We start from the raw sequence: 26,670 nt of genomic DNA, 5'->3' as shown, positions 1-26,670 counted from the left end.
CAGTCCCCCCGGACCCCCGGGTCGGCTCCTGGCCGCCTAGCCCCGCCTCTCGCCACCGGTGAGGCCCCTCGCCCCCCGAAGCCCGGCCGGCCGGGCCGGGCCGTCAGCGTGCCGGGAGCTCCCGGCGCATGCAGAGCCGTGGCCAGCGGTCCAGGCCGTGCTCGGCCTCCCGGCGGCGGATCTCCCGCAGGCCGGGGGTGATCTCGCCGTCGGCGAGCGGCCGGAAGCCGCAGCGCGCGTAGTAGGGCGCGTTCCACGGCACCTCGGCGAAGGTGGTGAGGGTCAGTGCGGGCGCGTCGGTGCCCGCCGCGAGGTGCTCGATCAGCGCCCGCCCGATCCCCCGCCGGGCGTGGCCGGGGTGGACCGAGACCTGTTCGATGTGCAGGGCGCCGTCCACCGGCTCGGCCAGCAGGTACGCGACGGGTGCTCCCCCGGTGCCGGGCGCGACCAGCGCGACGCCCTCGTCCAGGTAGCGGGCGAGTTCCTCCGGGGTGGGCGGCTCGTCCTCGGCGATCTCCGGCATCCCGATGGCGGCGAACGGCGCCCCGGCGGCCCGTTCCAGTGCGCACAGCAGCGGCAGGTCTTCTCGCGTGGCGGCTCGGATCAGCATCCGTCCAGTCTGCTGCAAGGGCCTTGCCGCAACCCAGCGTATTTTCCGACGGTCGGGTAACGGGGCGAACCGGACATAAGGATTCAGGATCTTCGCCTGTCAACTACCGTGCGGCTACGTCCAGGACACGTGGGCGTAACGATCGGCGATTCTTGCAGAAACTTGCTGCAAGGGCTTTCGGTGATGATTGCGCCGCTGTTAACTTCCTTCCCGAGCCCGACCGCAGCAACGGTGCGGTCGGGACGAGGCAGCCATTATGCGCCTGTCTCACACATCTCGGGCACCCCCACCCCTCCCAAGGAGTTCTCATGCGGCGTGGCATCGCGGCCTCTGCCCTCGTTGTGGCCCTCGCGGTCTCGATGGCTGCCTGTGGCAGCAGCGGCTCCAGCTCGGACGGCAAGGCCGACGGGCCGGTCACCCTCACCTACTGGGACACGTCGAACGCGACCAACGAGGCGCCGAACTACCAGGAACTCACCAAGAAGTTCGAGGCCGCCAACCCGAACATCAAGGTCGACTTCGTCAACGTGCCGTTCGACCAGGCGCAGAACAAGCTCCAGACCGCCATGGGGGCCAAGGGCGCTCCGGACGTGTTCCGCTCCGAGGTCGGCTGGACCGCCGCCTTCGCGAAGGCCGGCTACCTGGAGCCGCTCGACGGCACCCCGGCCGCCGCCGACTCCGCCGCGTTCCAGCCGACGCTGATCCAGCAGGCCAAGTACGAGGGCAAGATGTACGGCGTCCCGCTGGTCACCGACACCCTCGGCCTGCTCTACAACAAGGAGCTCTTCACCAAGGCCGGCATCACCGCCGCGCCGAAGACCTGGGACGAGCTGAAGACCGCCGCCGCCGCCGTCAAGGAGAAGGCCGGCGTGGACGGCTTCTGGCTGAAGGCCGCCGACGGCTACTACGCCATGCCGTTCCTGTTCGGCGAGGGCACCGACACCGTCGACGCCGCGGGCAAGAAGATCACCATCACCTCGCCCGAGGCCGTCAAGGGCATCGAGACCTACAAGTCGCTGTTCACCGCGCCGGGCACCGCCAAGGCCGACGTCACCACCGACGCCTACGCGCACATGATGGACGCCTTCAACAGCGGCAAGGTCGCGGCGATCATCCAGGGCCCCTGGGAGATCACCAACATCTACAAGGGCTCCGCGTTCGCCGACAAGACCAACCTCGGCATCGCCCCCGTCCCGGCCGGCTCCAGCGGCAAGTCCGGCGCCCCCACCGGCGGCCACAACATCTCCGTGTACGCGGGCGCCGACAAGGCCCACAAGGCCGCCGCCGAGAAGTTCGCCGCCTACATGACCTCGGCCGAGAGCCAGGCCTTCATCGCGCAGAAGAACTCCACCCTGCCGACCCGCGCCGACGCCTTCACCCCCGAGGTCAAGGCCGACCCCGGCATCGCCGGCTTCCAGGCCGTGCTCCCCAGCGCCAAGCCGCGCCCCGAGCTCGCGGAGTACAGCTCGCTGTTCGCCTCGCTCGGCACCAACCTCGGCAAGGTGGTCCAGGGCACCGGCACCCAGGACGGCCTGAACACCGTCGCCACCGACTACGCCAAGCTCCTCCCCGGCTTCGCGAAGTAGTCCACCCGGCCGTCCGGCCCGCCGTCACTCCCGGCGGGCCGGACGGCCAGACCCGTAGCAGCAGTCGCCGAAGCGAGGCGGCGGACCTCCTCCGAGAAGGTGTCGAACAATGTCAGTCGCCGTGCAGGGCGCCACCGGCCAGGGCGGCCGGGAGCGCGATCCGCGTCCGGGCCTGATGGAGCGCCTCAAGCGCTCGTACGCCAAGCACTGGTACGCCTACGCGATGATCGCGCCGGTCGTGCTGGTGCTGGGCGGGCTGGTGCTCTACCCGCTCGCCGAGGGCATCTGGCTCACCCTCACCGACGCCAACAGCCTCAATGCCGCCCGCACGATCGGCGTCAACGAGATCCCGGCCAGCTACCACTTCGTCGGCTTCGACAACTACGCCGACATCCTGTGGGGCCCGGGCTCGTACGACCGCTTCTGGTCGCACTTCGTCTGGACCATCGCCTGGACGGCGCTCTGCGTCTGCCTGCACTACACCATCGGCCTCGGCCTCGCCCTGCTGCTCAACCAGAAGCTGCGCGGCCGTGCCGTCTACCGGATGCTGCTGATCCTGCCCTGGGCGGTGCCGACCTTCGTCACCGTCTTCTCCTGGCGCCTGATGCTCGCCGACGGCGGCGCCGTCAACGGCCTGCTCTCCGCCCTGCACCTGCCCGAGCCCGGCTGGCTGGACGACCCGGTGGCGCAGAAGGCGGCCGCGGTCCTGGTCAACACCTGGGTCGGCGTGCCGTTCATGATGATCTCGCTGCTCGGCGGCCTGCAGTCGATCCCGGCCGAGCTGTACGAGGCCGCCGAGATGGACGGCGCCACCGCCTGGCAGCGGTTCCGCCACGTCACCCTGCCCGGGCTGCGCACCGTCTCCTCGACCGTGGTGCTGCTCGGAGTGATCTGGACGTTCAACCAGTTCGCCGTCATCTTCCTGCTGTTCGGCGGCAACGGCGCGCCCGACGCCCAGCTGCTGGTCACCTGGGCCTACCGGCTCGGCTTCGGCCAGCAGCCCCGGGACTATGCGCAGTCCGCCGCGTACGGCGTGATCCTGCTGTCCATCCTCATCGTCTTCACCTCCTTCTACCGACGCTGGCTCGCCCGCAACGAGCAGGCCAACGGCTGACGCCGACCGGTAACCAAGCGACCCACGAAGGCAGGTAACCCCGATGAGCACCACCACCGAACGACCCACCGTCCTCGTCGCCCCGGCGGCGGCGGCCGCCAAGCCGGTCAGGACCCGTCGCCGCGGCGAGTCCGGCCCGCTCGGCAAGGCGCTGGCCCACGGCGCCCTGATCCTGGCCAGCCTGATCGCGCTGTTCCCGGTGGTCTGGATCCTCTACGTCTCGCTCGGCCCGGACAAGACCGACTACCTCCACCCCGGCGAGATCATCGACAAGATGACCCTGTCGAACTACCACACGGTGCTGTTCGACACCGACTTCTTCACCTGGTTCGGCAACGCGTTCCTGGTCTCCGGGGTGACCACGGTGTTCGGCGTGCTGATCGCCGCCACCACCGGCTACGCCGTCTCCCGGATGCGCTTCCCCGGGCACAAGCCGCTGATGTGGTCGCTGCTGGTCACCCAGATGTTCCCGATCGCGGTACTGATCGTGCCGATGTACACGATCCTGTCCGAACTCGGCCTGCTGGACAGCTACCTCGGTCTGATCCTGGTCTACTCGACCACCACCGTGCCGTACTGCGCCTGGCTGCTGAAGGGCTACTTCGACACCATCCCGGTGGAGATCGACGAGGCCGGCCGGGTCGACGGGCTCACCCCGATCGGCACCTTCTGGCGGCTGGTCCTGCCGCTCGCTCGGCCGGGTCTCGCGGTGGCCGCGTTCTACTCCTTCCTGACCGCCTGGGCCGAGGTGGCCTTCGCCTCCACCTTCATGCTCAGCTCCGACAAGTACACCCTGGCCGTCGGCCTGCAGACCTTCGTCAGCGAACACGACGCCCAGTGGAACCTGATGGCGGCGACCGCGGTCCTGATCGCGATCCCGTCCTCGGTCCTCTTCTACCTGGTGCAGCGTCACCTGGTCACCGGCCTGACCGCCGGCGCCTCCAAGTCCTGACCTGCCGCTCTCTAGTCCCAAGGGATACCGTCCATGACCCAGAACCTGGCCGACACCTCCCGGCCCGCCGCCGACGCCACCGCTCACGAGGCAAGCACCGGCGCGTCCAGAGGCTGGTGGCGGGATGCGGTCATCTACCAGGTGTACCCGCGCAGTTTCGCCGACTCCAACGGTGACGGCATGGGCGACCTGCCCGGCATCCGCAGCCGTCTGCCCTACCTGCGCGACCTCGGCGTGGACGCCGTCTGGCTCTCGCCGTTCTACGCCTCCCCGCAGGCCGACGCCGGCTACGACGTGGCCGACTACCGCGCGGTGGACCCGATGTTCGGCACCCTGCTGGACGCCGACGCGCTGATCCGCGACGCGCACGGGCTGGGCCTGCGGATCATCGTGGACCTCGTCCCCAACCACTCCTCCGACCGGCACGAGTGGTTCCAGCGCGCCCTGCGCGAGGGCCCGTCCTCCCCGCTGCGCGAGCGCTACCACTTCCGCCCCGGCAAGGGCGAGAACGGCGAGCTGCCGCCCAACGACTGGGAGTCCATCTTCGGCGGCCCGGCCTGGACCCGCACCGAGAACCCCGACGGCACCCCCGGTGACTGGTACCTGCACCTGTTCGCGCCCGAGCAGCCCGACTTCAACTGGGAGAACGGGGCCGTCGCCGACGAGTTCCGCTCGATCCTGCGGTTCTGGCTGGACATGGGCGTCGACGGATTCCGGATCGATGTCGCCCACGGCCTGGTCAAGGCCCCCGGCCTGCCCGACATCGGCGGCGGCGACCAGCTGAGGCTGCTCGGCAACGACGTCATGCCGTTCTTCGACCAGGACGGCGTGCACGAGATCTACCGCAGCTGGCGGAAGATCCTCGACGAGTACCCGGGGCAGCGGATCGGCGTCGCCGAGGCGTGGACCCCGACCGTCGAGCGCACCGCCAACTACGTGCGCCCCGACGAGCTGCACCAGGCCTTCAACTTCCAGTACCTGGGCACCTCCTGGGACGCCGCCGAGCTGCGCTCGGTGATCGACCTGTCGCTCGACTCGATGCGCCCGGTCGACGCCCCCGCCACCTGGGTGCTCTCGAACCACGACGTCACCCGGCACAGCACCCGGTTCGCCAACCCGCCGGGCCTGGGCACCCAGATCCGCACCCCCGGCGACCGCGCGCTCGGCCTGCGCCGGGCCCGCGCCGCCACCCTGCTGATGCTCGCGCTGCCCGGCTCGGCGTACGTCTACCAGGGCGAGGAGCTCGGCCTGCCGGACGTCACCGACCTGCCCGACGAGGTCCGCCAGGACCCGTCCTTCTTCCGCAAGGCCGGCCAGGACGGCTACCGCGACGGCTGCCGGGTGCCGATCCCGTGGTCCGGCACCGAGGCCCCGTACGGCTTCGGCCCGACCCCCGGCGGCCCCAGCTGGCTGCCGCAGCCGGCCGAGTGGGCCGGGCTCAGCGTCGAGGCGCAGACCGGTGACCCGACGTCGACCCTGGAGCTCTACCGCAGCGCGCTGGCCATCCGCCGGGAGCAGTCCGGGCTGGGCGCCGGCACCGGGGTCGAGTGGCTGGCGAGCCCCGAGGGCACCCTGGTCTTCCGTCGCGGCTCCTTCGTCTGCACGGTGAACACCACCGCCGAGCCGGTGCGGATACCCGCGCCGGGCCGGCTGCTGCTGTCCTCCGCGGACGCCGCGCCGGAGGCCGCCGACGCCGGCGGCGAAGCGGTTCTCGGACCGGACAGCACCGACTGGTGGGCGGTCTGACGTGGTTGCAATAGGCTCTGGGACCGTGACTACGGCGCGACTATCAGACATCGCGGCGCAGGCGGGGGTCAGCGAAGCCACCGTCTCCCGCGTACTCAACGGCAAGGCGAACGTTTCCGCCGCCACCCGGCAGACCGTGCTGGCGGCGCTGGACGTGCTCGGCTACGAGCGGCCGACCAGGCTGCGCCAGCGCAGTGCGGGACTGATCGGGCTGATCACCCCGGAACTGAGCAACCCGATCTTCCCCGCGCTGGCCCAGGTGATCGAGCAGGTGCTGAGCCGGCACGGGTACACCCCGGTGCTCTGCACCCAGACGCCCGGCGGCTCCACCGAGGACGAACTGGTGGAGATGCTGGTCGACCGGGGCGTGGCGGGCATCGTGTTCGTCTCCGGCCTGCACGCGGACACCACCGCCGACCACGACCGGTACGCCCGGCTGACCGGCCGGCAGGTGCCGTTCGTCCTGATCAACGGCTTCAGCGAGAAGATCGACGCGCCGTTCATCTCGCCGGACGACCGGGCCGCGATGTGGATGGCCGTCCAGCACCTGGCCGAGCTCGGCCACGAGCGGATCGGCCTCGCGGTCGGGCAGAAGCGGTACGTCCCGGTGCTGCGGAAGATCGAGGGCTTCACGGCGGCCCTGCGGGAGGTCCTCGGCCGGACCGAGGAACAGGCCCGGGAGCTCGTCCACCACACGCTGTTCAGCGTGGAGGGCGGGCACGCGGCGGCCGGCGCACTGCTCGACAAGGGCTGTACGGCGATCGTCTGCGGCAGCGACATGATGGCGCTCGGGGCGATCCGCGCGGTGCGCCAGCGGGGGCTGTCCGTTCCGCAGGACGTCTCGGTGGTCGGGTTCGACGACTCGCCGCTGATAGCTTTCACCGAGCCGCCGCTGACCACCATCCGCCAGCCGGTCGAGGCGATGGCCACCGCCGCCGTCGACGCCCTGCTGGAGGAGGTCGGCGCGAACGCCGCCCAGCGCGGTGAGTTCATGTTCCAGCCGGAGCTGGTGATGCGCGGTTCCACGGGCGCCTGCGCCCGCTGAGACGACGACCGGGGCCCCGGAGGACGATCCAGTCCTCCGGGGCCCCGTCCTGTCCGCCCTCAGCCCTCCTGCGCGGTCGGGCGCTGCTGCCCGGTCCGCTGCCCGTCGGCGGCCTCGCCGGTCCGGCTCTCGGTGCGCCGCCCCCGGGCGAGGTAGTCGCGCAGGATCAGCTCCACCGCGTCCTGCGGGTTCCTGGTGCCGGAGAGCATCATCGCGTCGATCGCGAGATTGGCGTCGAGCGTGACGGTGACCTGGGCCATGTGACTCCTCCTCGGGTGCGGAGAAGCAGCATGCCCGCCGGGCCCGGGTTTGGCCATGCCCGGGCCCGCGCCGTCCCGCGCGCGGGCGTGCCGGAGCCCCCGGGGAGGAGCGACCAGACTCCCCCCGGGGGCTGCGGCGGACGGTGCGGACCGCGTGCGGACCGCGCGCGGGATCAGACCCGGCCGGCGAAGTCCGGGGCCCAGTTGGCGATGGTCTGGGTCCGCACGCCCACGCTCGGGTTGGCGGCCTCGACGTACTTGCCGTCGCCGATGTAGAGCGCGACGTGGTAGACGCCCGAGTCCTGGCCGTTGTTGGACCAGAACAGCAGGTCGCCGGCCTTGAGGGCGTCCAGCGAGACGTGGGTGCTGGCGGCGGCCTGGTCGGCGGCGACCCGCGGGACGGAGACGCCCGCGGCGCGCAGCGCGGCCTGGGTCAGGCCGGAGCAGTCCCAACCGCCGTTGCCGGTACCGCCGTAGACGTAGGCCTGGCCGACCTTCGACTGGGCGAAGGAGACCGCGGCGGCCATGCTGCCCGTGGCGGCCTGGGCCGGCGCCTGGGCGGCGGGCTTGGCGGCCGGAGCCTGGGTCTGCGCGGCCGGCTTGGTGGCGGTCGCGGTGGAGCCGTCGGCCTTGCCGGTGGCGCCCGAGGAGCGGTTGAACCAGTCGAAGCCCTGGCCGGACTCGTCCGAGGCCCGGGTCTTCGCGCGGTCGCCCAGGCTCAGGTGCTGGCCCGGGTAGATGACGTGCGGGCCGTCGCCGAGGGTGCCGCGGTTGAGCTCGTAGAGCCGCTCCCAGCCGCCCTGGACGTTGTTCTTGTCGGCGATCGAGGAGAGCCAGTCGCCCGCGACCACGGTGTAGTCGGAGGAGGCCTGCGCGTCCTGGCGGTACTGCTGCCAGTTCCGGCCCTGCGACTGCTGGGCGGAGTCGGCGGTGGCCGGGGCCTCGGCGGCCTTCGGGGCGGCCTTGGGCGCGGCCGGCTTGGCGGCGGGGGCGGGGGTCTGCGCCGGGGCCGGGGTGGCCTTCGGGGCGGCCGGCTTGGCGGCGGTCGCGGTGTCGACGGCGGCCGGGGTGCCGCCCTTGGTCAGACCGGCCTGGACGGAGCAGACGGGCCAGGCGCCGGGGCCCTGGACGGCGAGCACCTTCTCGGCGACCGCGATCTGCTGGTCCTTGGTGGCGAGGTCGGCACGCGCGGCGTAGCTGGTGCCGCCGAACGCCGCCCAGGTGGAGTTGGTGAACTGGAGGCCGCCGTAGAAACCGTTGCCGGTGTTGATGCTCCAGTTGCCGGTGCTCTCGCACTGGGCGACCTTGTCCCAGGTGGCGACCGAGGCGGCCGAGGCGGAGCCGGCGGTGAGGCAGGGGATGGTGAGGCCGATACCGACGACGCCGAGGGTGGCGATCGCTCGGCGGGTGCGGCCGGACAGGCGGGTGCCGTTGGTGGGCAGCATGGTGACGCGGTCCTCTCCCACGCCTGCGAGGTGAGCTGTCGGATTCGGGCTGGAGTTGCCCGGCCGCGCTGTGGACGCGGCTTCACCCCTAGCCCCGAACCGGTACGAACCGGTCCCGGGCGACTTACCTGTGGTTCCCCCGCTCCTGCCGTGGTGCGTTCTGCGCTGCCAGCGCACCCGACGGCAGGACTCGGCGTTGCGGGTGGGCTGGGTCCGTGTGGCCACGAACGGGGAGCACGTTAAGCAGACTTAAGTTCAAACCGCAAACATGTGTGACGGTCATCACAGTTTATGAAGAGCGTGCTGAATGGCTGTCCACCATGATCAGAAATGACCGATTTCGAGCAACGCCCGTCGGAGTCACGGCAACTGCCTATGCTTCAGGGCATCAGGACCGACGCGGCCGTCTGGGGGGAGGGCTTCGCAGCGATGGCCATGGACGAGGGTCCGGAGGCCGGTGCGCCGGCCGAGCGGCCACGTGGGACGCACCGCCGGGCAAAACACCGCAGAGCGGACATCCCGCCCGCCGAGCCCCGAACTCCCCTGCCCCGGCGGACGATGCTGCGCTGGCTCGCCGTCGGCACGGTCTTCGCGGCGGTCGGCGGCGAGGCGCTGCGGCGCTCCCTGGACGGCCGCTCCGCGCCCGTCGCCGCCCCGGAGGACCCCGCCACGGAGCCGGGAGCGGCCGACCCGGCCGCGGCGCACCGGCACGGCGCCGCGTCGCCCTCCGGGACGCCCGGGGGCGCCACCGACGGCGCCCCCGCCGAGGGGGCGGCCGCGCCCGGGCAGCCCACCGCCGGAGCCGCCCCCGCGCCCACCCCCGACCAGGGCGGCCGCCCGTGGTCGGACCAGGCCGGCTGGGGCGGCCGGGTACCCGGACCGCAGAGCGCCGTCCGGATCACCGACCGGGTGCTGCTCGACACCGACGCCGCGATCGGCTCGCTGCTGGTCGAGCCGGGCGGTGCGCTCACCTTCGCCGCCGACCGCAGCCTCACCCTCGCCGCCGCGGGCAACGTCGAGATCCGCGGCACCCTCGCGCTCGCCCCCGAGGGCGCCGCCGTGCACACCGTGCGCTTCCCCGCCGTCGACGAGCGGCGCTTCCGGGGGGACGGCATGAAGGTGGTCGACACCGACGTCGGCCTCTGGGTCACCGGCGCCGGGTACCTGCGGCTGGACGGCGCGGCCAAGACCGCCTGGGTGCGAGCCGACCGGGCACTCGCGGCGGGCGACACCACCGTCAGCCTGGCCGCGTCGCCCACCGGTTGGCTGCCCGGCGACGAACTGGCCGTCACCCCGACCGGTCCGCCCGGCGAGGACGGCTTCTCCACCCGCTACGACCTCGCCGTCGTCCGGTCCGTCAGCGGATCCACCGTCACCCTGGAGGCGCCGCTGACGTACGCGCACCCCCGGGTGGCCGCCGGAGGGGGCGTCACGGTCGGCGCCGAGGTGCTCAACCTGACCCGCAGCGTGCGGATCGAGGGCACCGCCGAGGGCCGCGCCCACGTCCACCTCACCACCTCCCGCCGGGCCGACCTGCGGCACGCGGCGCTGCGCTGGGTCGGCCCGCGCACCGACACCGCGGAGTCCTGGAAGGGCCCGGACGGCAGCGCCCCGGTGACCGCCCCGGTGCTCGGCCGGTACGGGCTGCACTTCCACATGCTGGGCGACACCACCCGGGGCACCGTCGTCGAGGGCCTGGTGGTCCGCGACGCGGGGAGCCACGCCTTCGTCCCGCACGCCAGCCACGGCATCACCTTCCGCAGCTGCATCAGCCACGACACCTGGGAGGACGCCTACTGGTGGGACGGCCCGCCGGACACCCGCACCCCGCAGCAGCCCTCCGACGACATCGTCTACGAGTCCTGCGTCGCCTCCCGCACGCGGCTGGAGCCCAACCCGCGGGCCTACCGGCTGACCGGCTTCAACCTCGGCGCCGGCACCGGCGGCAAGGCGCTGGACTGCGTGGCCGTCGGCGTCCAGGGGGCCGACGGTGCCTCCGGCTTCGAGTGGCCGGAGAACAGCGAGGGGGTCTGGACGTTCCGGCGCTGCCTGGCCCACAACAACCTGCGGGACGGCATCTTCGTCTGGCTGAACGCCCAGCAGCACCACGTGGTCACCGAGTTCGCGGCCTACCACAACGGCGGGTGGGGCATCGAGCACGGCGCGTACCTCAACGACTTCGACTACACCGCGAGCGTGCTGTACGGCAACGGCGGCGGGGGAGTGGCGCTGCACTCGCTCGGCCGGGACAAGGGGACCGTCTTCGACGGCCTGCTGATCGACGCCGCCGGGCAGAGCGACTACGGCGTCTCCACCGCGCGCCACGAACTCGCCGGGGAGGCGGTCACCTTCAGCCGCAGCCGGTTCACCGGCCACCGCCGGGCCGGGATCGCCTTCCGGGCCACCCCGGACGGCAAGCCGGACGACATCCTCGTCCTGGACTGCGAGTTCGACGGCAACGAGCTCTGGATGGACCCGGAGTCCGCGCCGCCGAAGAACATCCTGCTGCGCCGGGCGGGGCAGTCCGAGGTGCTCCAGGTGCGCAAGGCGGACGGTGGCGGCGGGCGGTCGCCGTGGAACGCCACCGGCGTGCCGGTGGCCGCCTTCGCCGCGCAGTCCCGGCCGGTGCAGCTGCCGGCGCTGCGGCTCAAGGACGCGGCGGCGGCCACCGGCCGGGTGGATGGGCGGACCTGAGGCGGGCCTGAGGCCGGGTCCCGCACCGACGCGCCGCGGACCGGTACGCCGCGGACCGGTACGGCGCGGGCCCGTACGGAGAGGGCCGGTGCGGCGGGGACACGGACGGCGGGGGGTACGGCGAGGGCCCGGAGCGGGCGCGCTCCGGGCCCTTCGGCGCTCGTGGTCCGCTACTCGGCGGCGGCCTCCCCGGCCTCCTGGGCAGCGGCCTCCTCGGCGGCGGCCTGCGCGGCGAACGCCTCGGGGGCGACGGCCGGCAGCACGGCGAGGTAGGTGGCGGCGATCAGCTGGCCCACCGTCGGGTAGGCGCCGAGCGGCGCGGCGCTCGGGCAGCCGGTCTCCTCGGCGGCCGTGGCGAGCAGCTCGGAGTCGGCCTCCGGGCCGATCACCAGCGGGGCCAGCGCGGGGCGCTGGGAGCCGGTCTCCTTGAGGTGCGCGACGGCGGCGGCCACCGAGCCGGGCACGTCGAGCGCGGCGGGCACGACCGGCACCGCGAGGCGGGCGGCCAGCAGCACACCGGTGATCCCGGCCGCCGCGGCGGCCTCCTCGCCACCGACGGTGGTGAGGACGACGCCGTCCGCGGCCGTCGCGATGGCGAACAGCCGGGCGCGGTCGGCGCGGGCCAGCCCCGCCTCGGAGAGCCGGACGTGGACGGCCTCGGCGAGCAGCGGGTGCGGGCCGAGGACATCGGTGACGTGGGCGCCGTACTCGGCGGCCAGCGCGTGCAGTTCGGTCAGGAACCCGTGCGGGCCGGGGACCAGCGGCACCACGACCGGGGCGGGCAGGCCGGACTCGGCGGCGTGCGCCAGCAGTTCGGCGACGGAGTACTCGTCACGGCCGGGCTCGCTCCCGCCCGCGCCGCTGTCGAGGTAACCAGCCGCGGTCTGCACGCCGTTCTGCTCGCTGCGTACGATCGACAGCAGTTCCTCGACCACGGAACGGGACTCCGGCCCGGCGGTCGCGGGCACCGCGAGCACCAGGGCCGGGGATCCGGCCGGGATCTCGGGGCGCTCGGGGCGTCGGTGGCGCCCCCGCGCACGGGAGCCTGGGGTGCGGACGGGCAGTGGCGCGCCCGGGATGGCTGCGGTGCTCATGGCGGAGATCGTAGGACATCCCCCGGCCAACGCTGCAGTCGGCTGCCGTACCGGGAGGGGCGGGGTGCCCGAAATTCGGACATACCGTAATCAATCCCTATGTGGCTACCACTTCTGCCTGAGACGTGACAGGAGGTGCCGCGCGTTGCGGCGGTGGCGCGTGAGATGTCTCACAGCATACGGACGGTCTGACGGAGGGTCACGGCGGTGCGACTCCGGGCGCCCGAAGATCAACATTCAGCGGGTGGCCGCCTACGGGCGGTTATCGGAGTCTTCCCGATTGCCCCGGATATGTCCGCTTACGTTCCCTCAGGTGTCGAGGCGGTGAAGAGTTCCGATTTGTCGACGAAAGGCCCGTGCACCTGCAACGTCCCGTGCTGATGCACGTGCACTGGAGCTATCATCACGTCAAGTGAGGCGTTGTGCCGGGCCGGTACGGGGCCGGCCCAGTCGTTCGGCTGCGAGCCGGGGCGCCGAGCTGGACGACTACTCCGGAGCTCTTCGGGAGATTTCTATGCACGACAGGTACGACACGTACAACGGGATGGCGGCTGCGGACCTCAAGGACGTGGTCTGGCAGAAGAGCCTCCACAGCAACTCCCAGGGCAATTGCGTCGAGTTCGCCGCGCTCCCGGGGGGCGACGTGGCGATGCGCAACTCGCGCTTTCCCGATGGTCCGGCACTGATCTACACCCGGGCCGAGATCGCGGCGCTGCTGCTGGGCGCCAAGGACGGGGAGTTCGACCACCTGGCGGTCTGAGCGTTTCGTCCTCTTCGCCATCGGGGGGCCGTCGTGGGTGCTGACACCACGACGGCCTTTGTCTTCTCCGCCCGGCCGCCCCGTGGTGGGCGTCGTGAGCGGGTGCCGCCGGTGCGGCCGTCGCTCCGGGAGGCTGTCACCGGGCGATCGCGCGACCGGCTGCCGCCGACCGGTCGCCGTCGGGCCGGGGCTCGCGGGCGGGCCGCGGCGGACCGGGCGCCGCACGTCTGCGGCCAGGAGCGTGCGCGGCCGCGGATCGGGAGCGGTGCCGCCCTCCCGGTGCCGCACCCCGGGAGTGGTGCCGTCCTCCCGCCGGCCGCGGCGCACGGCTAGGCCGAGCGGCGGTGCCGCCCGCCGAGCTCCGCCAGCGCGCCGGCCTCGGGCTCGAACAGCGCCCAGACCACCTTGCCGCCGCCCAGCGGGTGCCAGCCCCAGGACCGGCTGAACGAGTCCACCAGGTGCAGCCCGCGACCCGATTCGGCGACGAAGTCCGCCTCCCGGGCCACCGGCCCGGTGCTGCTGGGGTCGCTGACCGCGCAGACCACCTGCGGTGCGCGGTGCACCAGGCTTATTCGGATCGGTAGCCGCCCCTCGGGAGCGGGCTGGGTGGGAAAGTCGTAGTCGTCGAGCGCGCCGCCCGTCGCACCGGGGCACGCGCCGATGGCGTGCCGCAGGGCGTTGGTCACCAGTTCCGAGGCCACCAGCGCGACGTCGTCGAACAGTCCGCTCAGTCCCCAGCGCTGAAGAGCGGTCCTGGCGAAGTCGCGGGCGGTTCTGACAGCTTCGTAGCGAGGGGCGAGCGTACAGGTGACCACATGGGGATCGACTGCCAAGGCCGTACCGGTGCTCATGAAGAGCTCCTCCCATAAGGGGGCGGACACGGCTGGACCCGCCGGGGTCATGCCGGTCACCTCCGACTCGCTAGGCCGCGCGGCCGACCCCTCGACCAGTCGCGCGCGCACACGAAGGCCCGGTGGCGCGAGGGCGCTGCCGGGCTGGTGCGCGGAGTCGCGCGTGGGGTCGACGCGGAGCCCGCGGGATTGCCAGGGATGTGCAGGTGCACGTGCACCATCGTCCTCTGCGCTCACTGCAGATGCAAGAGTCGATTCACGTGCAGTCGTTCAAATGGCATATGCAAGCGCCGAATGCACGTGCATCCTGGTGTGAGGAGTGCAGAACTGATAGGAACATCCGTCAGTATCGGCACCGTGAGCGCTCAACTGATGGCAGACTGTGCGCTGTTTGCCCTAGGTGGAGGTTTCGACCGCATGACCACAGTTCAGCCGGGCGGCGGCTCGATGGTCCGCCGGATCCTCCTCGGCTCCCAGCTGCGCCGCCTCCGTGAGGCGCGCGGCATCACCCGCGAGGACGCGGGCTATGCGATCCGCGCCTCCGAGTCGAAGATCAGCCGCATGGAGCTCGGCCGCGTCAGCTTCAAGGAGCGCGACGTCGCCGATCTGCTCAGCCTCTACGGCGTGGACGACGGCGGTGAGCGCGAGGCCCTGCTCGGCCTGGTCCGGGAGGCCAACAAGTCCGGCTGGTGGCACAGCTTCAACGACGTGCTGCCGGGCTGGTTCCAGACCTATGTCGGACTGGAGGAGGCCGCCGCACTGATCCGCACCTATGAGGTCCAGTTCATCCCGGGCCTGCTGCAGTCCGAGGAGTACGCACGGGCGGTTTTCGGTCAGAGTCGCCCGGTGATCAGCGAGGACGAGGTCGAGCGGCGGGTGAGCCTGCGGCTGCGCCGCCAGAAGCTGCTCGCCGAGGGCAGCAGCCCCCGGCTCTGGGCGGTCATCGACGAGGCGGCCCTGCGACGGCCGGTCGGCGGCCCCAAGGTGATGCGCGGTCAGGTGCAGTACCTGATCGACGTCGCCGAGCAGGCCAACGTGGTGATCCAGGTGATGCCGTTCCGCTTCGGCGCCCACGCCGGGGAGTCCGGGGCGTTCACGATCCTGCGCTTCCCCGAGCAGGACCTCGCCGACGTGGTTTACCTGGAGCAGCTCACCAGCGCGCTCTACCTCGACAAGCGCGACGACGTCGACGCGTACATCCAGGTCATGGAGCGGCTCTGCGTCGACAGCCTGACGCCGGAGCGCACCATCGACCTGCTGGCGTCGATCCTCAAGGAGCGCTGACCCGGCCCGGGCGACCGGGCACCGAACGGCCGCCGGCCGCCGCGTTCACCCGCGGGCCGGCGGCCGTTCGCGTTCCGGCGGCTGCGGCTGCGGGGGGAGGCCGAGCGGCCAGTCCAGGCCGTAGCGGCCGAACAGGTCGGCGCGGATCAGCGCCAGCGGCAGTTCGGCACCCGGCAGCAGTACCCCGATGCAGCCGCCCATCAGCGCGCTGCGCAGCACCGCGTGCTCGGCGAGCGGGTCGGGCGCGCCCCAGTCGCGCAGCAGCCCCTGGAGGATCGCGCCGAGCTGCCGCTGCTCCGGGTCCTGGACGAAGGCGCCGGTGTCCGGGTCGAGGATGAGCGCGAGGTGCGAGCGCATCACCCGGGGGTGGTCCATCGCCAGCCCCAGCACGGTGTCGATCGCGCGGGCCAGTCGGGCCTCCGGCGAGGAGCCGGGCTCCATCGCGTCCAGGGCGGCCGACAGCGCCAGGTGCATCATCCGGTGGGTCGCCGACTGCATCAGCAGCCGTTTGCCGTCGAAGTAGTACGAGAGCAGGCCGCGGGCGAGGCCGGCCCGCTCGGCGATGTCGGTCAGCGTGGTGCCCGCGTAGCCGTGCTCGTCGACGAGTTCGACGGTGGCGCGCATGATGCGCCGGCGGGAGCGTTGACGCATTTCCTCATTGACCGAATCCCCGCGAGGTGCCATCGTGTCTGCTCCGTACGTTCGTTGGCTCCTGGCCAATATACTGGCGGCGCGAGCCGCCGATCCGTGGAACCCCGCACTCGGGCGGGACTGCGGGGATCGGCTCGTACGGACGCGCCGGCTCCACCGACACGGGGGTTTGGTGGAGCCGGCGCGTACCTGAGGTCGAGGACGGGGCCGGGCTGGTGGGGTCAGCTCTTGGTCAGGACCTCGTCCCGTCGGTCGGCCAGGTCGACGGACGGATAGTCATAGTCCGGGACGGAGACCGTAGTTGACCGCTTGCGCCGGTCGAGCACGGCGCCCGCGGTGGCGATCAGGAAGCCCAGCGCGGCGATCCCGGTGATGAGGACCAGGGCGGGCCGGTAGCCGTCCAGCTGGGCCTGGGCACCGTCCCCGCCGCCACTGCCCGCGGTGATCATCGCGGTGGCCCCGGCGAGCACCACGGCCGTACCGACCTGGATCGCGGTGTTGACCAGCCCGGAGGCCAGGCCCTGCTCCTCGTCGCCCACGCCGTCGGTGGCGGCGATGTTCACCGAGGGGAAGGCCAGGGCGAAGCCGACGCCCAGCAGGATCATCGACGGCAGCACCAGGGTGAGGTACGAGCTGTGCTCGTCCAGCCGCAGGAACAGCGCGAAGGCGGCGGTCAGGGCGAGCAGGCCGATCGGCAGCAGCCGGCCGGTGCCGAAGCGGTCCACGATCGGGCCCATGAACGGGGCCGACAGCGCGATGAAGGCGCCGGCCGGGAGCAGTCCGAGCGCCATCTGCAGGGCCGACCAGCCGAGCAGGTGCTGGAGGTAGAGGGTGACCACGAACTGGAAACCGCCGTAGGCGCCGGTCATGGTGAAGGCGATCACGTTGGCCCGGGCGACCGAGCCGTTGCGGAAGATGCCGAGCCGGACCAGCGGGTGGGCGGTGCGGCTCTCGGTGACCAGGAAGGCGGCGGCCAGGGCGGCGACCACGACGAGCGAGCCGAGGGTGCGCAGGCTCAGCCAGCCGGCGCCCTGCGCCTCGGTGACGGTGAAGACCAGGAGCAGCACGGTGAGCGTGCCGGTGATCGCGCCGAGCACGTCGTACCCGCCCTTGGCCCGCTCCTCGACCGGGCGGGGGAGCAGCCGGATCGCGAAGAGCAGGGCCAGCAGGGCGACCGGGACGGGCATCAGGAAGGTCCAGCGCCAGCCGACAGAGGTGAGCAGGCCGCTGAGCACCAGGCCGAGCGAGAAGCCGCTGGCGCCGCAGGTGGTGTAGATGGAGAGCGCCCGGTTGCGGGCCGGGCCCTCCGCGAACGTGGTGGTGATGATCGACAGGCCGGCGGGCGCGGTGAAGGCCGCGCTGACGCCCTTGAGGAAGCGGGCGGCGATCAGCAGGCCGCCGTCGTCGACCAGGCCGCCGAGCAGTGAGGCGCCCGCGAAGACGCCGAGGGCGACCAGGAACACCCGGCGCCGGCCGAGCAGGTCGGCGGCGCGCCCGCCGAGCAGCAGCAGCCCGCCGTAGCCGAGGACGTAGCCGGAGACCACCCATTGCAGCGCGGAGGTGGAGAGGTGGAGTTCGGAGCCGATGGACGGGAGGGCGACGCCGACCATGGAGACGTCGAGGGCGTCCAGGAACATCGCGGCACAGAGCACGATCAGGGTGCCCCAGAGGCGGGGGGTCCAGCGCAGCCCGGAGGCTGACGGGTCGTCGGTTGCGGGGACGGTCGCGGTGGTCATGGGGAGGACACTACATGCACGTGCATTCATTGCAAGTGAATTTAATGCGGCTACATAAGTTTCATGTGCACGTGGTACTGTGGCCGGGTGGCTGAACTCGACTCTCCGGCGGAGGCAGGTCTGGTCGCCGAATGGCGAGACCTGCTGGCCCGCCATGCCGCGACGTCCTGTGCGCTCGATCGCGAGCTGGGTGAGAAGTACGACCTGGGCGTGAGCGAGTTCGAGGTGCTGGAGCGCCTGGTCGAGGAGCGCGACAGCGCGGTCGGCCACCAGCTGCGGGTCCAGGAGCTGGCCGACACCGTCCATCTGAGCCAGAGCGCGCTCTCGCGGCTGATCGGCCGGCTGGAGAAGGCCGGGCTGGTGACGCGCGCGATGTGCCCCAACGACCGGCGCGGCATCCAGGTGGCGCTCACCGAGGCCGGCTGCCGGCGCTACGCCGAGGCCCGGCCGCTGCACCGCGAGGTGCTCGCGCGCACGCTCGGCTCCCCGGTCTCTCCCGACCCGGTCGCTCCCGGCACCCCTTGCGGGGAGTCGGCGCCAACCTGACGCTCCGTCACCGGTTCGCCGAGGGCGGGCCCGTAGGCCCGCGCCGGAATCAGAACAGGGTCGAGAGCCCCGGTGCGGCGGCCAGCAGGACGGCGGCGGCCGGCGCGGCGAGCGCGGCCAGGGTGAGCCGCAGCCGGTGGGTGACGGGCAGCCGGGGCCGCCCGGCGAGCAGCCGGTCCACCCGCTTCGGGGACTGCGCCAGCCCCGGCGGGCAGGAGCCGAACACCCCGCGGTCCAGGTTGAGTTCGGCCAGCGCCACGGCGGTGGTGTGCCGCCCGTGCCGGCGGGCCGCCCGGTCGTCCGCGGCCAGCTCCACGAGTTCGCCCACCTGGTCCCGGAAGGCGCTGAACACGCCGACCCCGGGGAACCCCGAGGCGAGGGCCTGCGAGCACTGCGACAGCCAGTGGTGCCGGGCCCGGACGTGTCCGCGCTCATGGCTCAGCACGGCGGCCAACTCCCGGTCCGTCAGCTGCTGGAGGGCTCCGGTGGTGACCACCAACCGGGAGTTGTGACCGGGCAGCGACCAGGCCTCCGGGCGGACGTTCTCCAGCACCACCAGCCGCTCCCGGCGGTGCTTCAGGGTGTCGATGGACCCCGGCAACTCGGGAGCCCGGCTCGCCAGTTGGGCGTGCCGCCGATTGCGCAGGGCCTTCGCCGAGCGGACTTCGCGGGTCAGGGCCAGCACGGTCTGCACGCCGCCCGCCGCCAGGACCGCGGCACAGAGCCGCCCCCAGCCCTCGGCGTCCTGGAGCGCGTACGCGGCCTCCACGCCGTGCGGCGCGCCGGTGAAGAGCAGTACCCGCAGCTCCGGCAGGGCGGCCGAGGCGGCCAGGACCAGGCTCAGGGCGCAGCACAGCAGGACGGCGACCACCAGGCACTGCCAGACCAGCAGGGCCAGCACGGGTTCGCGCTCGGCCCAGCGGGCCCGGGCCAGCAGCCGGGGCGCCACGGTCGAGAGCAGCAGTCCGAGCAGCAGCAGGCCGAGCAGGGCCGTCATGGCATGGGCTCCCCGAGTACGCACGGAACGCGACAGCGCGCTCCTTGCCAACCTAAGCGCTGCCGGCGTCCGGAGGAACGGCTTTCGGCCGCCCAGTGACCAACGCCACGCCCCGGGCCGCGCGGGCCGCTCTCACATCGTCAGGAGCATGGCGAACATGCCCAGGCCCATCGCCAGCCGGCAGGCCCGGGGCAGCCCGGCGGTGCGCAGGCTCCCGGACACCTGGCCGCCCGGTGCGGCCAGCAGGTGGCTGCCGGCCCAGAGCGAGTAGCCGCCGAAGTAGAGCAGCAGCGCGCCGGTCAGCAGCGGGGCTCCGGCGCTCGCGCCGTGGTGATGGCCGTGGGCCGGCGCGGCCGCCATCGCGAGCGCCATGTACGTCATCGCCAGTCCGCCGACCGCGTGGTGCAGCCGGTGGCCGCGCCCGGTCCGGTCGCGGGCGGCGGCCAGCAGGAAGAGCACCGCGGGGAAGCCGAACAGCCAGACCCAGAGCACGGCGGGGACGGCGGCCCCGGCGAGGGCCATGGCCGCCATCCCGAGCCCCATCAGGGCCTCGGCGGCGTCCGACTCGTGGGCGTGGCCGCGGCCCGCCCCGGCGTCCGCCGCGCACGGGGTGCGGCCCAGGCGGCTGAGGCAGTAGGCGCCGGACGTGGCGGTGAGGGCGGCCAGCAGCCAGCTGACCAGCACTGGACCGTGCAACGGCGGCCTCCCGGAGAACGCGGACAGACGTGCTGTCCACGATCACCGGTCGAAGCCGCGCGCAGCAGGGCGCGAACGGGGGCGCATGGGAGTGACGGGCGTAGTGATTCCTCCGGAGACACCCCCGAGGCCCGGGTGCACTGGTCCGTTCGAGTGATACCTGTTCGTTCGGTCGAGGACCTGCCGGCCGAGCGGCGGGGCCTACGGCGCCAGTCGTCCCGAGGCGACCACCCGGCTCAGGAACCGCCTGGTCCGGTCGTGCTGCGGATCGCCGAACACCTGCTCCGGCGGGCCCTGTTCGAGCACCACCCCGGACTCCAGGAAGCAGACCTGGTCCGCCACCTCACGGGCGAAGCCCATCTCGTGGGTGGAGACGACCATCGTCATGCCCCGCTCCTTGAGGTCCCGCACCACCGCGAGCACCTCGCCGACCAGCACCGGGTCGAGCGCGGCGGTGATCTCGTCGAGCAGCAGCAGCCGGGGCCCGGTGGCCAGCGCGCGGACGATGGCGACCCGCTGCTGCTGCCCGCCGGAGAGCCGGTCCGGGTACTCCCGGGCCTTGGCCGCGAGACCCAGCCGGTCCAGCAGCTCCAGCGCCTCGGCCTCGGCCTCCGCCCGGCCGCGCCGGTGCACCCGGCGCGGCGCCAGCGTGACGTTCTCCAGCACCGTCATGTGCGGGAACAGGTTGTACGCCTGGAACACCACACCGATCCGGCGCCGGACGGCGTCCTCGTCGGTGCGCGGGTCGGTGATCTCCGCGCCGTCCAGGAAGATCGCGCCGTCGTCGATCCGCTCCAGCAGGTTGGCGCACCGCATCAGGGTGGACTTGCCGGAGCCGGACGCGCCGATCAGCGCCGTCACGGTGTGCTCGGGCACGGCGAGGTCCACGTCGCGCAGGACCAGCTGGGAGCCGAAGCTCTTGCGCACCGACTCCAGCCGCAGGACCGGGTTGGTCGTCACACGGCACCTCCCTGGTGCTGACGGCGGTTCATCCGGCGCGACAGCCAGTCGGTGAACCGGGTGAGCGGCACGGTCAGCACGATGAAGACCAGCCCGGCCACCACGTACGGGGTGTAGTTGAACGACCGGCTGGCGATGATCTTCGCCGCGTACACCGCGTCGATCGCCCCGCCGATCGACACCAGGCCGGTGTCCTTCTGCAGGCTGACCAGGTTGTTCAGCAGCGGCGGCACCACCCGGCGGACCGCCTGCGGCAGCACCACGTGGCGCATCGCCTGCGCGTTGCTCAGCCCGAGCGAACGGGCGGCCGCCCGCTGGTCGGGGTGCACCGAGTCGATGCCGGCCCGGAAGACCTCGGAGACGTACGCGGAGTACGTCAGCACCAGCGCGGCGCCGCCGAGCAGCATCGGATCCGTGGTCACCCCGGTCAGCCGCAGCGCCGGCACGCCGGTGATCATGACCAGCAGACAGATGATCATCGGCAGACCGAGGAAGAAGTCCACGTACGCCGTGGCCAGCAGCCGTACCGGCAGGAAGACCGGTCCGCGCAGCGTCCGCAGCACCGCCAGCAGCAGGCCGAGGACCAGGATCAGCACCCCGCAGCCGAGCATCAGCTCCAGGTTGATCCGCAGGCCCCTGAGCACCTCCGGCAGCGCCCGGCGGGCGTAGTCGGCGTCGAAGAAGGCCTTCCGGGTGGCCGCCCAGCCGGGGGAGTTGACCACCAGCAGGGAGAGCGCCACGGCGGTCACCAGGGTCGACGTCCCGGCGATCAGCGCGGCCCGGCGGCTGCGGCCGCGCCGGTACGCCTCGTGCGCCAGCCGCCGCGCGGACGGGCGGTAGTTGTCGTCCGGCGCCGGCCCGGGCGGGTCCGTCCGCCGGCGCCGGCGCAGCCCGGTGCCGCTCCCGCCGCCGGCCTTGCGGGGACCGGCCGCGGCCTCGGCGCTCATCGGGGCCCCGCTCACTTCAGGACGGGTGCGGAGACGGCGTCGGAGAGCCACTGCTTCTCCAGCTTCGCCAGCACGCCCTCGGCCCGCAGGGCGTCCACCGCCCGCGTGACGCACCCGGTGAGCCGGGAGCCCTTGTCCAGCACCAGCCCGAACTGCTCGCCCCGCGCCGCCCCTTCGAACTGCCCGACCACCTGGGCGTCCGTCACCTCGGCACCGGTGATGTAGAACGCCGTCGGCAGGTCCACCACCAGGGCCTCGATCTGGCCGTTCCGCAGTGCGGCCTTCGCCAGGTCGTTGGAGTCGAACACGGCCGGCTGCACGGTCGGCCGGATGGTGTCGGTGACGACCTCCAGACTGGTGGTGCCCACCTGCGCGCCCAGCTTGGCGCCCTTCAGGTCGGCGACGCTCTTCGCCCCGGCCGCCTTGGAGCTCTTCAGCGCGATCACCGCCTGCCGCACGTCGTAGTAGCCGGAGGAGAAGTCGACGGCCTGCTTGCGCTCGTCACTGATCGACACCTGGTTGATGTCGAAGTCGAAGTCCTTGGCGCCCGGGGTGGTCGCCTTGCCGAACGGCGCCGCCACCCAGGTCACCTTCTCCTTCGGGTAGCCGAGCTTCTCGGCCACGGCGTACGCCACCGCCGACTCGAAGCCCTTGCCGTTCTCCGGCTTGTCGTCCGTGAACCAGGGGTCGTAGGCGGGCTGGTCGGTGCCGATCGTCAGCGTTCCCGCGGTGCGGGTGCCCAGCGCACCCGGCGCGCAGCCGTCGGCCGTCCCCGGGGCACTCGCGGCGGCGCCCGTGCCGGACGCGTCGGACGCGGAGTCCTGCGGGGCGCACGCGGTCAGCGCGGCGGCGGTGACCAGCAGGGCGGCGAACGGCTTGCGGAGGGAGGTCATGGCGGGGCTCCTGGAAAGAGGGACCGGAAAGAGCGGGGAGCGAGCGGCGCGGGGGCCCGGGCCGGGCCGGCACCCCGGCGGGTCACTTCCCCCCGGTGGCGGCGCCGGAACACAGGCGGCATGGTCGGCGTACGGGGCCGCGTCCGCGGCGCCCCCGAGCCGGATCAGCGGCAGCGGCAGAGACCGCGCGCACAACAGCTGGAAGACACCCGGAGCAGGTCGATGTGGCGTCGCGCCACCAGGATCACCGCCGGGAGCATGGCGGGAGGTTCGCATCCCCACGGCGCGGCTGTCCAGAACATCCAGATGACCGTCCACATGTCGGACAAGCGGTTTCGGAGCCCCGAACCGGGAGAATCGACGGCAGGGCCCCCCTTGAACAGGAGAACCTGTCGTACTTATGGTGGTCCTGTTGAAATACCTCCTGTCGAAGTGAGTCCACGATGCAGAATCTTTCGCCAAGGCTCGCTGTGGCGGCCGACGCCCCGGTCTCGACCCACGCCGGCCACCCGGCCTGGCTCCGTCTGAAGGACGCGGTCGAGGCCCTGCGCCCGCTGCAGTCCAAGGACGGCTCGATCGACCTGTCCGCCGTGCAGCGGCACACGGTCGACCCGCTGGTCGCCACGGTCCGCAGTGCGATCGCGGAACTCGCCCCGCTCTTCCCGCACGACGCCGCCTACCTCGCCGCCGTCGACGCGGACCTGGCCAAGTGGGCCGACACCGGCTACCGGGAGCCCGACTTCCTGGACTCGCTGCTCGCCTTCCAGCCCGCCGACCAGCGGGAGGACGGCCTGGAGCACCTGGTCGTCTTCGCGATGTACACCCAGAACGGCAACCCGAACCGCAACCTGGAAGCCGTCCTGCTGCGCGTGGTCTGGCCGGACTGGCTGGCCGAGCTGGAGCGCACCCGCTTCGACAACCCGATGTTCGTGCCGATCACCTTCACCGACTTCACGGCCGGCTACGACACCAACTCCGCCGTCCTGTTCCCCGAGACCGTGGCCGTGCGCAAGGCGCCGGAGCGCTTCACCTGGGGCGGCATCTTCTGCGACCGCGAGGCCGCCCGCTTCCGCGCCGTCACCACCAGCGCCGTCCGGCAGCTCGGCCTGGAGATCCCGGCCGACGCCGAGGGCCTGCTGGAGGACCAGGAGCGCGCCCAGCAGACCTTCGTGCTGTGGGACCTCGTCCACGACCGCACCCACAGCCACGGCGACCTGCCGTTCGACCCCTTCATGATCAAGCAGCGCAGCCCGTTCTGGATGTACGGCCTGGAGGAGCTGCGCTGCGACCTCACCGCCTTCAAGGAGGCCGTGAAGCTGCAGGCCGAGGGCTACGCCCAGGGCCGCGACGTCCAGTACGCCATCCTCTTCGACCGGATGTTCCGCTTCCCGGTCAGCGGTGACCGCGTGCGCAACTACGACGGCATGGGCGGCCAGCTGCTCTTCGCCTACCTGCACAAGCACGACGCGCTGCGCTGGCGCGACAACCGCCTGAGCATCGACTGGGACCGCGTCGCCGACGTGACCAACGCGCTCTGCGGCGAGATCGAGACCCTGTACCGCGACGGCATCGACCGCCCGAAGACGGCCCACTGGATCGCCGCCTACCAGCTGGTCTCCCGCTACCTCACCCCGCACCCCGCCTCCACCTGGGCGAAGGGCCCCGACGCGCTGCCGCTGGACACCGCCGACGGCAAGGCGCTCAACAAGGCCCTGTGCGACGCCGTCCACCCGGACGAGTTCCCGTTGAGCATGTTCTACGAGGCCCTCGCCAAGAAGCTCGGCGGCGTCATCGCCGCCACCACCGGCATCACCGGCGCCGGCATCCAGGAGGTCGCCGCGTGAGCACCCACCTCGAAGGCAAGGTCATCGCCGTCGCCGGAGCCAGCGGCCCGGCCGGCCAGGCCGTGCTGCGCCGGCTCGCCGCCGACGGCGCCACCGTGATCGGCGCCGACATCGACCCGCAGCGGCTGGAGAAGGCCCTCGACACCGTGCGCGGGGCAGTCCCCGGCGCCCGGGTCAGCGGCCAGGTCATCGACCTGCTCGACCCGCAGGAGGTCCACGACTGGGCCGACCACCTGGAGGCCGAGCACGGCCACGTCGACGGCCTGCTGCACCTCGTCGGCGGCTGGCGCGGCAGCAAGAAGTTCTTCGACACCCGGATCGACGACTGGGACTTCCTGCACGACACCGTGGTGCGCACGCTCCAGCACACCTCGCTCGCCTTCCAGCCCGCGCTGCTCCGCAGCGAGTCCGGCCGGTACGCGATGATCTCCGCCGCCGCCGCCCACAAGCCGACCGCCGGCGGCGCCGCCTACGCGGCGGCCAAGGCCGCCACCGAGGCGTGGACGCTCGCCATGGCGGACTCCTTCAAGAAGGAGACCACCGCCGAGGACGGCGAGCCCACCGCCGCGGCTGCGATCCTGGTGATCAAGGCGTTGGTCAGCCCCGAGATGCGGGCGGAGAAGCCGGACGCGAAGTTCGCCGGCTTCACCGACACGGCCGACCTCGCCACCGCCCTGGCGGGCCTCTGGGACCGCCCCGCAGCAGAACTGAACGGACAGCACCTGTGGCTGACAGCCCGATGACCGAACCGACCCCCACCGACGCGGTACGGCGGCACGACCCCGCCGTCCGCGGCTTCGCCAGCGACAACTACGCCGGCGTGCACCCGGAGGTCCTCGCCGCGATAGCGCTCGCCAACGGTGGCCACCAGGTCGCCTACGGCGAGGACGACTACACGGCCCACCTGCAGGACGTCTTCCGCCGCCACTTCGGCGAGCACGCCGAGGCGTACCCCGTCTTCAACGGCACCGGCGCCAACGTCGTCGCCCTGCAGGCGCTGCTCCCGCGCTGGGGCGCCGTCGTCGCGGCCGAGAGCGCCCACATCAACGTGGACGAGGGCGGCGCGCCGGAGAAGATGGGCGGCATCAAGCTGCTCACCGTCCCCACCCCGGACGGCAAGCTCACCCCCGAGCTCATCGACCAGCAGGCCTGGGGCTTCGGCGACGAGCACCGCGCGCAGCCGCTCGCGGTCTCGATCACCCAGAGCACCGAGCTCGGCACCCTCTACACGGTGGAGGAGATCCGGGCCATCGTCGACCACGCCCACCAGCTCGGCATGCTGGTGCACGTGGACGGCTCGCGGCTGGCGAACGCCGCCGCCTCGCTCGGCGTGCCGCTGCGCGCCTTCACCACCGACGTCGGCGTGGACGTGCTGTCGTACGGCGGGACGAAGAACGGGCTGCTCTTCGGCGAGGTCGTGGTGGTGCTGAACCCCGAGCGGGTCCGGAACATCAAGTACCTGCGCAAGACGTCGATGCAGCTGGCGTCGAAGATGCGCTTCGTGTCGGTCCAGTTCGAGGCGCTGCTCGCGGGCGACCTCTATCTCCGCAACGCCGGCCACGCCAACGCCATGGCCAGCCGGCTGGAGGCGGCCGTCCGCGGGATCGAGGGCGTGACCGTCGTCCGCCCGGTCGAGGCCAATGCGGTGTTCGCGATTCTCCCGCGCGAGGTCAGCGAGCGACTGCAGAAGCGTTACCGCTTCTACTTCTGGAACGAGCACACCGGCGAGGTCCGCTGGATGTGTTCGTACGACACCACCGAGGCGGACATCGACGCCTTCGCGGCCGCCATCGCCGAGGAGATGGGCCGCGCCTGACGGCGCCGGTGACCGCGGATCGTCCCGTCCTGCGACAGCAGGGCGGGACGATTTGCATGTGGCGGGCCGGTCCCCGTACAGTTCCGGAGTCGCACCGAGAGGGGCGGCGGAATGCGAATCCGATGAATGAAACTCCGGAAAAC

General features: G+C 72.4%; 25 protein-coding genes and 1 riboswitch. Of the genes, 12 read left to right on the top strand and 13 right to left on the bottom strand.

The window, feature by feature from the left end; genetic code table 11:
- Positions 1-103: 103 nt before the first annotated feature.
- The gene (locus ACZ4UX_RS30920) at positions 104-610 is read right to left on the bottom strand and encodes a GNAT family N-acetyltransferase (protein WP_465709034.1); all 507 of its coding nucleotides are present in this window, start codon (positions 608-610) and stop codon (positions 104-106) included.
- A gap of 308 nt (positions 611-918) precedes the next feature.
- Between ACZ4UX_RS30920 and ACZ4UX_RS30915 the strand changes: the two genes are divergently transcribed.
- From ACZ4UX_RS30915 to ACZ4UX_RS30895, 5 genes are all read left to right on the top strand, one after another.
- Complete coding sequence (locus ACZ4UX_RS30915; RefSeq protein ID WP_465709033.1) at positions 919-2,196, top strand: extracellular solute-binding protein; 1,278 nt, start codon at positions 919-921, stop codon at positions 2,194-2,196.
- Between the two features lie 109 nt (positions 2,197-2,305).
- Entirely contained in the window at positions 2,306-3,310 is a 1,005-nt protein-coding gene (locus tag ACZ4UX_RS30910) for a carbohydrate ABC transporter permease (RefSeq protein ID WP_380389992.1), read from the top strand.
- A gap of 43 nt (positions 3,311-3,353) precedes the next feature.
- Positions 3,354-4,262: a sugar ABC transporter permease gene (locus ACZ4UX_RS30905; RefSeq protein ID WP_352296840.1), complete on the top strand. Its 909-nt coding sequence runs from the start codon at positions 3,354-3,356 to the stop codon at positions 4,260-4,262.
- A 33-nt stretch (positions 4,263-4,295) separates the two neighbouring features.
- Positions 4,296-6,008 carry a glycoside hydrolase family 13 protein gene (locus ACZ4UX_RS30900; RefSeq protein WP_329490758.1) on the top strand — a complete coding sequence of 571 codons (1,713 nt, stop codon included), beginning with the start codon at positions 4,296-4,298 and terminating at the stop codon, positions 6,006-6,008.
- 25 nt (positions 6,009-6,033) lie between these two features.
- Positions 6,034-7,053 (top strand): LacI family DNA-binding transcriptional regulator, encoded by a 1,020-nt coding sequence (locus tag ACZ4UX_RS30895; protein WP_329490759.1) that lies wholly within the window; start codon positions 6,034-6,036, stop codon positions 7,051-7,053.
- 59 nt (positions 7,054-7,112) lie between these two features.
- Here ACZ4UX_RS30895 and ACZ4UX_RS30890 read toward each other — a convergent pair whose 3' ends face one another.
- Positions 7,113-7,313 carry a hypothetical protein gene (locus tag ACZ4UX_RS30890; RefSeq protein WP_329490760.1) on the bottom strand — a complete coding sequence of 67 codons (201 nt, stop codon included), beginning with the start codon at positions 7,311-7,313 and terminating at the stop codon, positions 7,113-7,115.
- Between the two features lie 173 nt (positions 7,314-7,486).
- A complete protein-coding gene (locus ACZ4UX_RS30885) occupies positions 7,487-8,779 on the bottom strand; it encodes a transglycosylase family protein (RefSeq protein WP_465709032.1) in 1,293 nt (430 codons plus the stop codon).
- Positions 8,766-8,890, bottom strand: a riboswitch (cyclic di-AMP (ydaO/yuaA leader). Its footprint overlaps the gene before it by 14 nt.
- Positions 8,891-9,316: 426 nt before the next feature.
- On the opposite strand from ACZ4UX_RS30885, the gene ACZ4UX_RS30880 reads away from it, so the two are divergent.
- Positions 9,317-11,452 (top strand): DNA polymerase III subunit gamma/tau domain-containing protein, encoded by a 2,136-nt coding sequence (locus ACZ4UX_RS30880; RefSeq protein WP_465709031.1) that lies wholly within the window; start codon positions 9,317-9,319, stop codon positions 11,450-11,452.
- Positions 11,453-11,622: 170 nt separating this feature from the next.
- Here ACZ4UX_RS30880 and ACZ4UX_RS30875 read toward each other — a convergent pair whose 3' ends face one another.
- Positions 11,623-12,546, bottom strand: a complete 924-nt coding sequence (locus ACZ4UX_RS30875; protein WP_465709030.1) for a sirohydrochlorin chelatase family protein — start codon at positions 12,544-12,546, stop codon at positions 11,623-11,625.
- A gap of 514 nt (positions 12,547-13,060) precedes the next feature.
- Between ACZ4UX_RS30875 and ACZ4UX_RS30870 the strand changes: the two genes are divergently transcribed.
- Positions 13,061-13,306, top strand: a complete 246-nt coding sequence (locus tag ACZ4UX_RS30870) for a DUF397 domain-containing protein (protein ID WP_329490764.1) — start codon at positions 13,061-13,063, stop codon at positions 13,304-13,306.
- A 329-nt stretch (positions 13,307-13,635) separates the two neighbouring features.
- Here ACZ4UX_RS30870 and ACZ4UX_RS30865 read toward each other — a convergent pair whose 3' ends face one another.
- Positions 13,636-14,157, bottom strand: coding sequence for an ATP-binding protein (locus tag ACZ4UX_RS30865; RefSeq protein WP_465709029.1), 522 nt, complete (start codon positions 14,155-14,157; stop codon positions 13,636-13,638).
- A 417-nt stretch (positions 14,158-14,574) separates the two neighbouring features.
- Here ACZ4UX_RS30865 and ACZ4UX_RS30860 point away from each other — a divergent pair, with 417 nt between their 5' ends.
- Positions 14,575-15,441, top strand: coding sequence for a helix-turn-helix domain-containing protein (locus tag ACZ4UX_RS30860; protein WP_329490766.1), 867 nt, complete (start codon positions 14,575-14,577; stop codon positions 15,439-15,441).
- Positions 15,442-15,486: 45 nt separating this feature from the next.
- Here ACZ4UX_RS30860 and ACZ4UX_RS30855 read toward each other — a convergent pair whose 3' ends face one another.
- Both ACZ4UX_RS30855 and ACZ4UX_RS30850 read right to left on the bottom strand, forming a co-directional pair.
- On the bottom strand, positions 15,487-16,092 hold the full coding sequence (locus tag ACZ4UX_RS30855) for a TetR/AcrR family transcriptional regulator (RefSeq protein WP_329490767.1): 606 nt from the start codon (positions 16,090-16,092) through the stop codon (positions 15,487-15,489).
- A gap of 221 nt (positions 16,093-16,313) precedes the next feature.
- Complete coding sequence (locus ACZ4UX_RS30850) at positions 16,314-17,828, bottom strand: MFS transporter (protein WP_465709028.1); 1,515 nt, start codon at positions 17,826-17,828, stop codon at positions 16,314-16,316.
- A gap of 87 nt (positions 17,829-17,915) precedes the next feature.
- Between ACZ4UX_RS30850 and ACZ4UX_RS30845 the strand changes: the two genes are divergently transcribed.
- Positions 17,916-18,374: a MarR family winged helix-turn-helix transcriptional regulator gene (locus ACZ4UX_RS30845; RefSeq protein WP_465709027.1), complete on the top strand. Its 459-nt coding sequence runs from the start codon at positions 17,916-17,918 to the stop codon at positions 18,372-18,374.
- A gap of 49 nt (positions 18,375-18,423) precedes the next feature.
- Here the strand turns inward: ACZ4UX_RS30845 and ACZ4UX_RS30840 are convergent, their stop codons facing one another.
- The 6 genes from ACZ4UX_RS30840 to ACZ4UX_RS30815 all read right to left on the bottom strand — a co-directional run bounded on the left by ACZ4UX_RS30840 (position 18,424) and on the right by ACZ4UX_RS30815 (position 23,127).
- Positions 18,424-19,371, bottom strand: a complete 948-nt coding sequence (locus ACZ4UX_RS30840) for a M56 family metallopeptidase (protein WP_329490770.1) — start codon at positions 19,369-19,371, stop codon at positions 18,424-18,426.
- 132 nt (positions 19,372-19,503) lie between these two features.
- Complete coding sequence (locus ACZ4UX_RS30835; RefSeq protein WP_329490771.1) at positions 19,504-20,067, bottom strand: DUF5134 domain-containing protein; 564 nt, start codon at positions 20,065-20,067, stop codon at positions 19,504-19,506.
- Between the two features lie 201 nt (positions 20,068-20,268).
- A complete protein-coding gene (locus tag ACZ4UX_RS30830) occupies positions 20,269-21,027 on the bottom strand; it encodes an amino acid ABC transporter ATP-binding protein (protein WP_465709026.1) in 759 nt (252 codons plus the stop codon).
- Positions 21,024-21,974, bottom strand: a complete 951-nt coding sequence (locus tag ACZ4UX_RS30825) for an amino acid ABC transporter permease (protein ID WP_465709025.1) — start codon at positions 21,972-21,974, stop codon at positions 21,024-21,026. The genes ACZ4UX_RS30830 and ACZ4UX_RS30825 overlap by 4 nt, the downstream gene beginning before the upstream one ends.
- 11 nt (positions 21,975-21,985) lie before the next feature.
- Positions 21,986-22,867, bottom strand: a complete 882-nt coding sequence (locus ACZ4UX_RS30820) for an ABC transporter substrate-binding protein (protein ID WP_465709024.1) — start codon at positions 22,865-22,867, stop codon at positions 21,986-21,988.
- Between the two features lie 164 nt (positions 22,868-23,031).
- Positions 23,032-23,127, bottom strand: a complete 96-nt coding sequence (locus ACZ4UX_RS30815; protein WP_352296849.1) for a putative leader peptide — start codon at positions 23,125-23,127, stop codon at positions 23,032-23,034.
- A gap of 183 nt (positions 23,128-23,310) precedes the next feature.
- On the opposite strand from ACZ4UX_RS30815, the gene ACZ4UX_RS30810 reads away from it, so the two are divergent.
- Genes ACZ4UX_RS30810 through ACZ4UX_RS30800 form a run of 3 tightly spaced genes read left to right on the top strand, consistent with a single transcriptional unit; the run spans position 23,311 to position 26,527 of the window.
- Entirely contained in the window at positions 23,311-24,711 is a 1,401-nt protein-coding gene (locus tag ACZ4UX_RS30810) for a DUF6421 family protein (RefSeq protein WP_329490777.1), read from the top strand.
- The gene (locus ACZ4UX_RS30805) at positions 24,708-25,454 is read left to right on the top strand and encodes an SDR family NAD(P)-dependent oxidoreductase (RefSeq protein ID WP_329490779.1); all 747 of its coding nucleotides are present in this window, start codon (positions 24,708-24,710) and stop codon (positions 25,452-25,454) included. The genes ACZ4UX_RS30810 and ACZ4UX_RS30805 overlap by 4 nt, the downstream gene beginning before the upstream one ends.
- Positions 25,451-26,527: a threonine aldolase family protein gene (locus ACZ4UX_RS30800; protein ID WP_352296813.1), complete on the top strand. Its 1,077-nt coding sequence runs from the start codon at positions 25,451-25,453 to the stop codon at positions 26,525-26,527. Before ACZ4UX_RS30805 ends, ACZ4UX_RS30800 begins: the two co-directional genes overlap by 4 nt.
- The last annotated feature ends 143 nt before the right edge of the window (positions 26,528-26,670 follow it).

The organism is Kitasatospora sp. NPDC028961, from assembly GCF_055564815.1.
The sequence above is the reverse complement of the archived record's forward strand: the minus strand, read 5'-3'. Positions and strand labels throughout refer to the sequence as shown.

What these genes read in the sequence shown, in the direction of transcription:
- ACZ4UX_RS30905 (WP_352296840.1), top strand. Translation starts at nt 3,354, where the DNA reads ATGAGCACCACCACCGAACGACCCACCGTCCTCGTCGCCCCGGCGGCG.
- ACZ4UX_RS30855 (WP_329490767.1), bottom strand. Translation starts at nt 16,092, where the DNA reads ATGCGTCAACGCTCCCGCCGGCGCATCATGCGCGCCACCGTCGAACTC.
- ACZ4UX_RS30860 (WP_329490766.1), top strand. Translation starts at nt 14,575, where the DNA reads ATGACCACAGTTCAGCCGGGCGGCGGCTCGATGGTCCGCCGGATCCTC.
- ACZ4UX_RS30920 (WP_465709034.1), bottom strand. Translation starts at nt 610, where the DNA reads ATGCTGATCCGAGCCGCCACGCGAGAAGACCTGCCGCTGCTGTGCGCA.
- ACZ4UX_RS30870 (WP_329490764.1), top strand. Translation starts at nt 13,061, where the DNA reads ATGCACGACAGGTACGACACGTACAACGGGATGGCGGCTGCGGACCTC.
- ACZ4UX_RS30875 (WP_465709030.1), bottom strand. Translation starts at nt 12,546, where the DNA reads ATGAGCACCGCAGCCATCCCGGGCGCGCCACTGCCCGTCCGCACCCCA.
- ACZ4UX_RS30815 (WP_352296849.1), bottom strand. Translation starts at nt 23,127, where the DNA reads ATGCTCCCGGCGGTGATCCTGGTGGCGCGACGCCACATCGACCTGCTC.
- ACZ4UX_RS30840 (WP_329490770.1), bottom strand. Translation starts at nt 19,371, where the DNA reads ATGACGGCCCTGCTCGGCCTGCTGCTGCTCGGACTGCTGCTCTCGACC.
- ACZ4UX_RS30865 (WP_465709029.1), bottom strand. Translation starts at nt 14,157, where the DNA reads ATGAGCACCGGTACGGCCTTGGCAGTCGATCCCCATGTGGTCACCTGT.
- ACZ4UX_RS30915 (WP_465709033.1), top strand. Translation starts at nt 919, where the DNA reads ATGCGGCGTGGCATCGCGGCCTCTGCCCTCGTTGTGGCCCTCGCGGTC.
- ACZ4UX_RS30900 (WP_329490758.1), top strand. Translation starts at nt 4,296, where the DNA reads ATGACCCAGAACCTGGCCGACACCTCCCGGCCCGCCGCCGACGCCACC.
- ACZ4UX_RS30800 (WP_352296813.1), top strand. Translation starts at nt 25,451, where the DNA reads ATGACCGAACCGACCCCCACCGACGCGGTACGGCGGCACGACCCCGCC.
- ACZ4UX_RS30890 (WP_329490760.1), bottom strand. Translation starts at nt 7,313, where the DNA reads ATGGCCCAGGTCACCGTCACGCTCGACGCCAATCTCGCGATCGACGCG.
- ACZ4UX_RS30825 (WP_465709025.1), bottom strand. Translation starts at nt 21,974, where the DNA reads ATGAGCGCCGAGGCCGCGGCCGGTCCCCGCAAGGCCGGCGGCGGGAGC.
- ACZ4UX_RS30850 (WP_465709028.1), bottom strand. Translation starts at nt 17,828, where the DNA reads ATGACCACCGCGACCGTCCCCGCAACCGACGACCCGTCAGCCTCCGGG.
- ACZ4UX_RS30820 (WP_465709024.1), bottom strand. Translation starts at nt 22,867, where the DNA reads ATGACCTCCCTCCGCAAGCCGTTCGCCGCCCTGCTGGTCACCGCCGCC.
- ACZ4UX_RS30810 (WP_329490777.1), top strand. Translation starts at nt 23,311, where the DNA reads ATGCAGAATCTTTCGCCAAGGCTCGCTGTGGCGGCCGACGCCCCGGTC.
- ACZ4UX_RS30910 (WP_380389992.1), top strand. Translation starts at nt 2,306, where the DNA reads ATGTCAGTCGCCGTGCAGGGCGCCACCGGCCAGGGCGGCCGGGAGCGC.
- ACZ4UX_RS30880 (WP_465709031.1), top strand. Translation starts at nt 9,317, where the DNA reads ATGCTGCGCTGGCTCGCCGTCGGCACGGTCTTCGCGGCGGTCGGCGGC.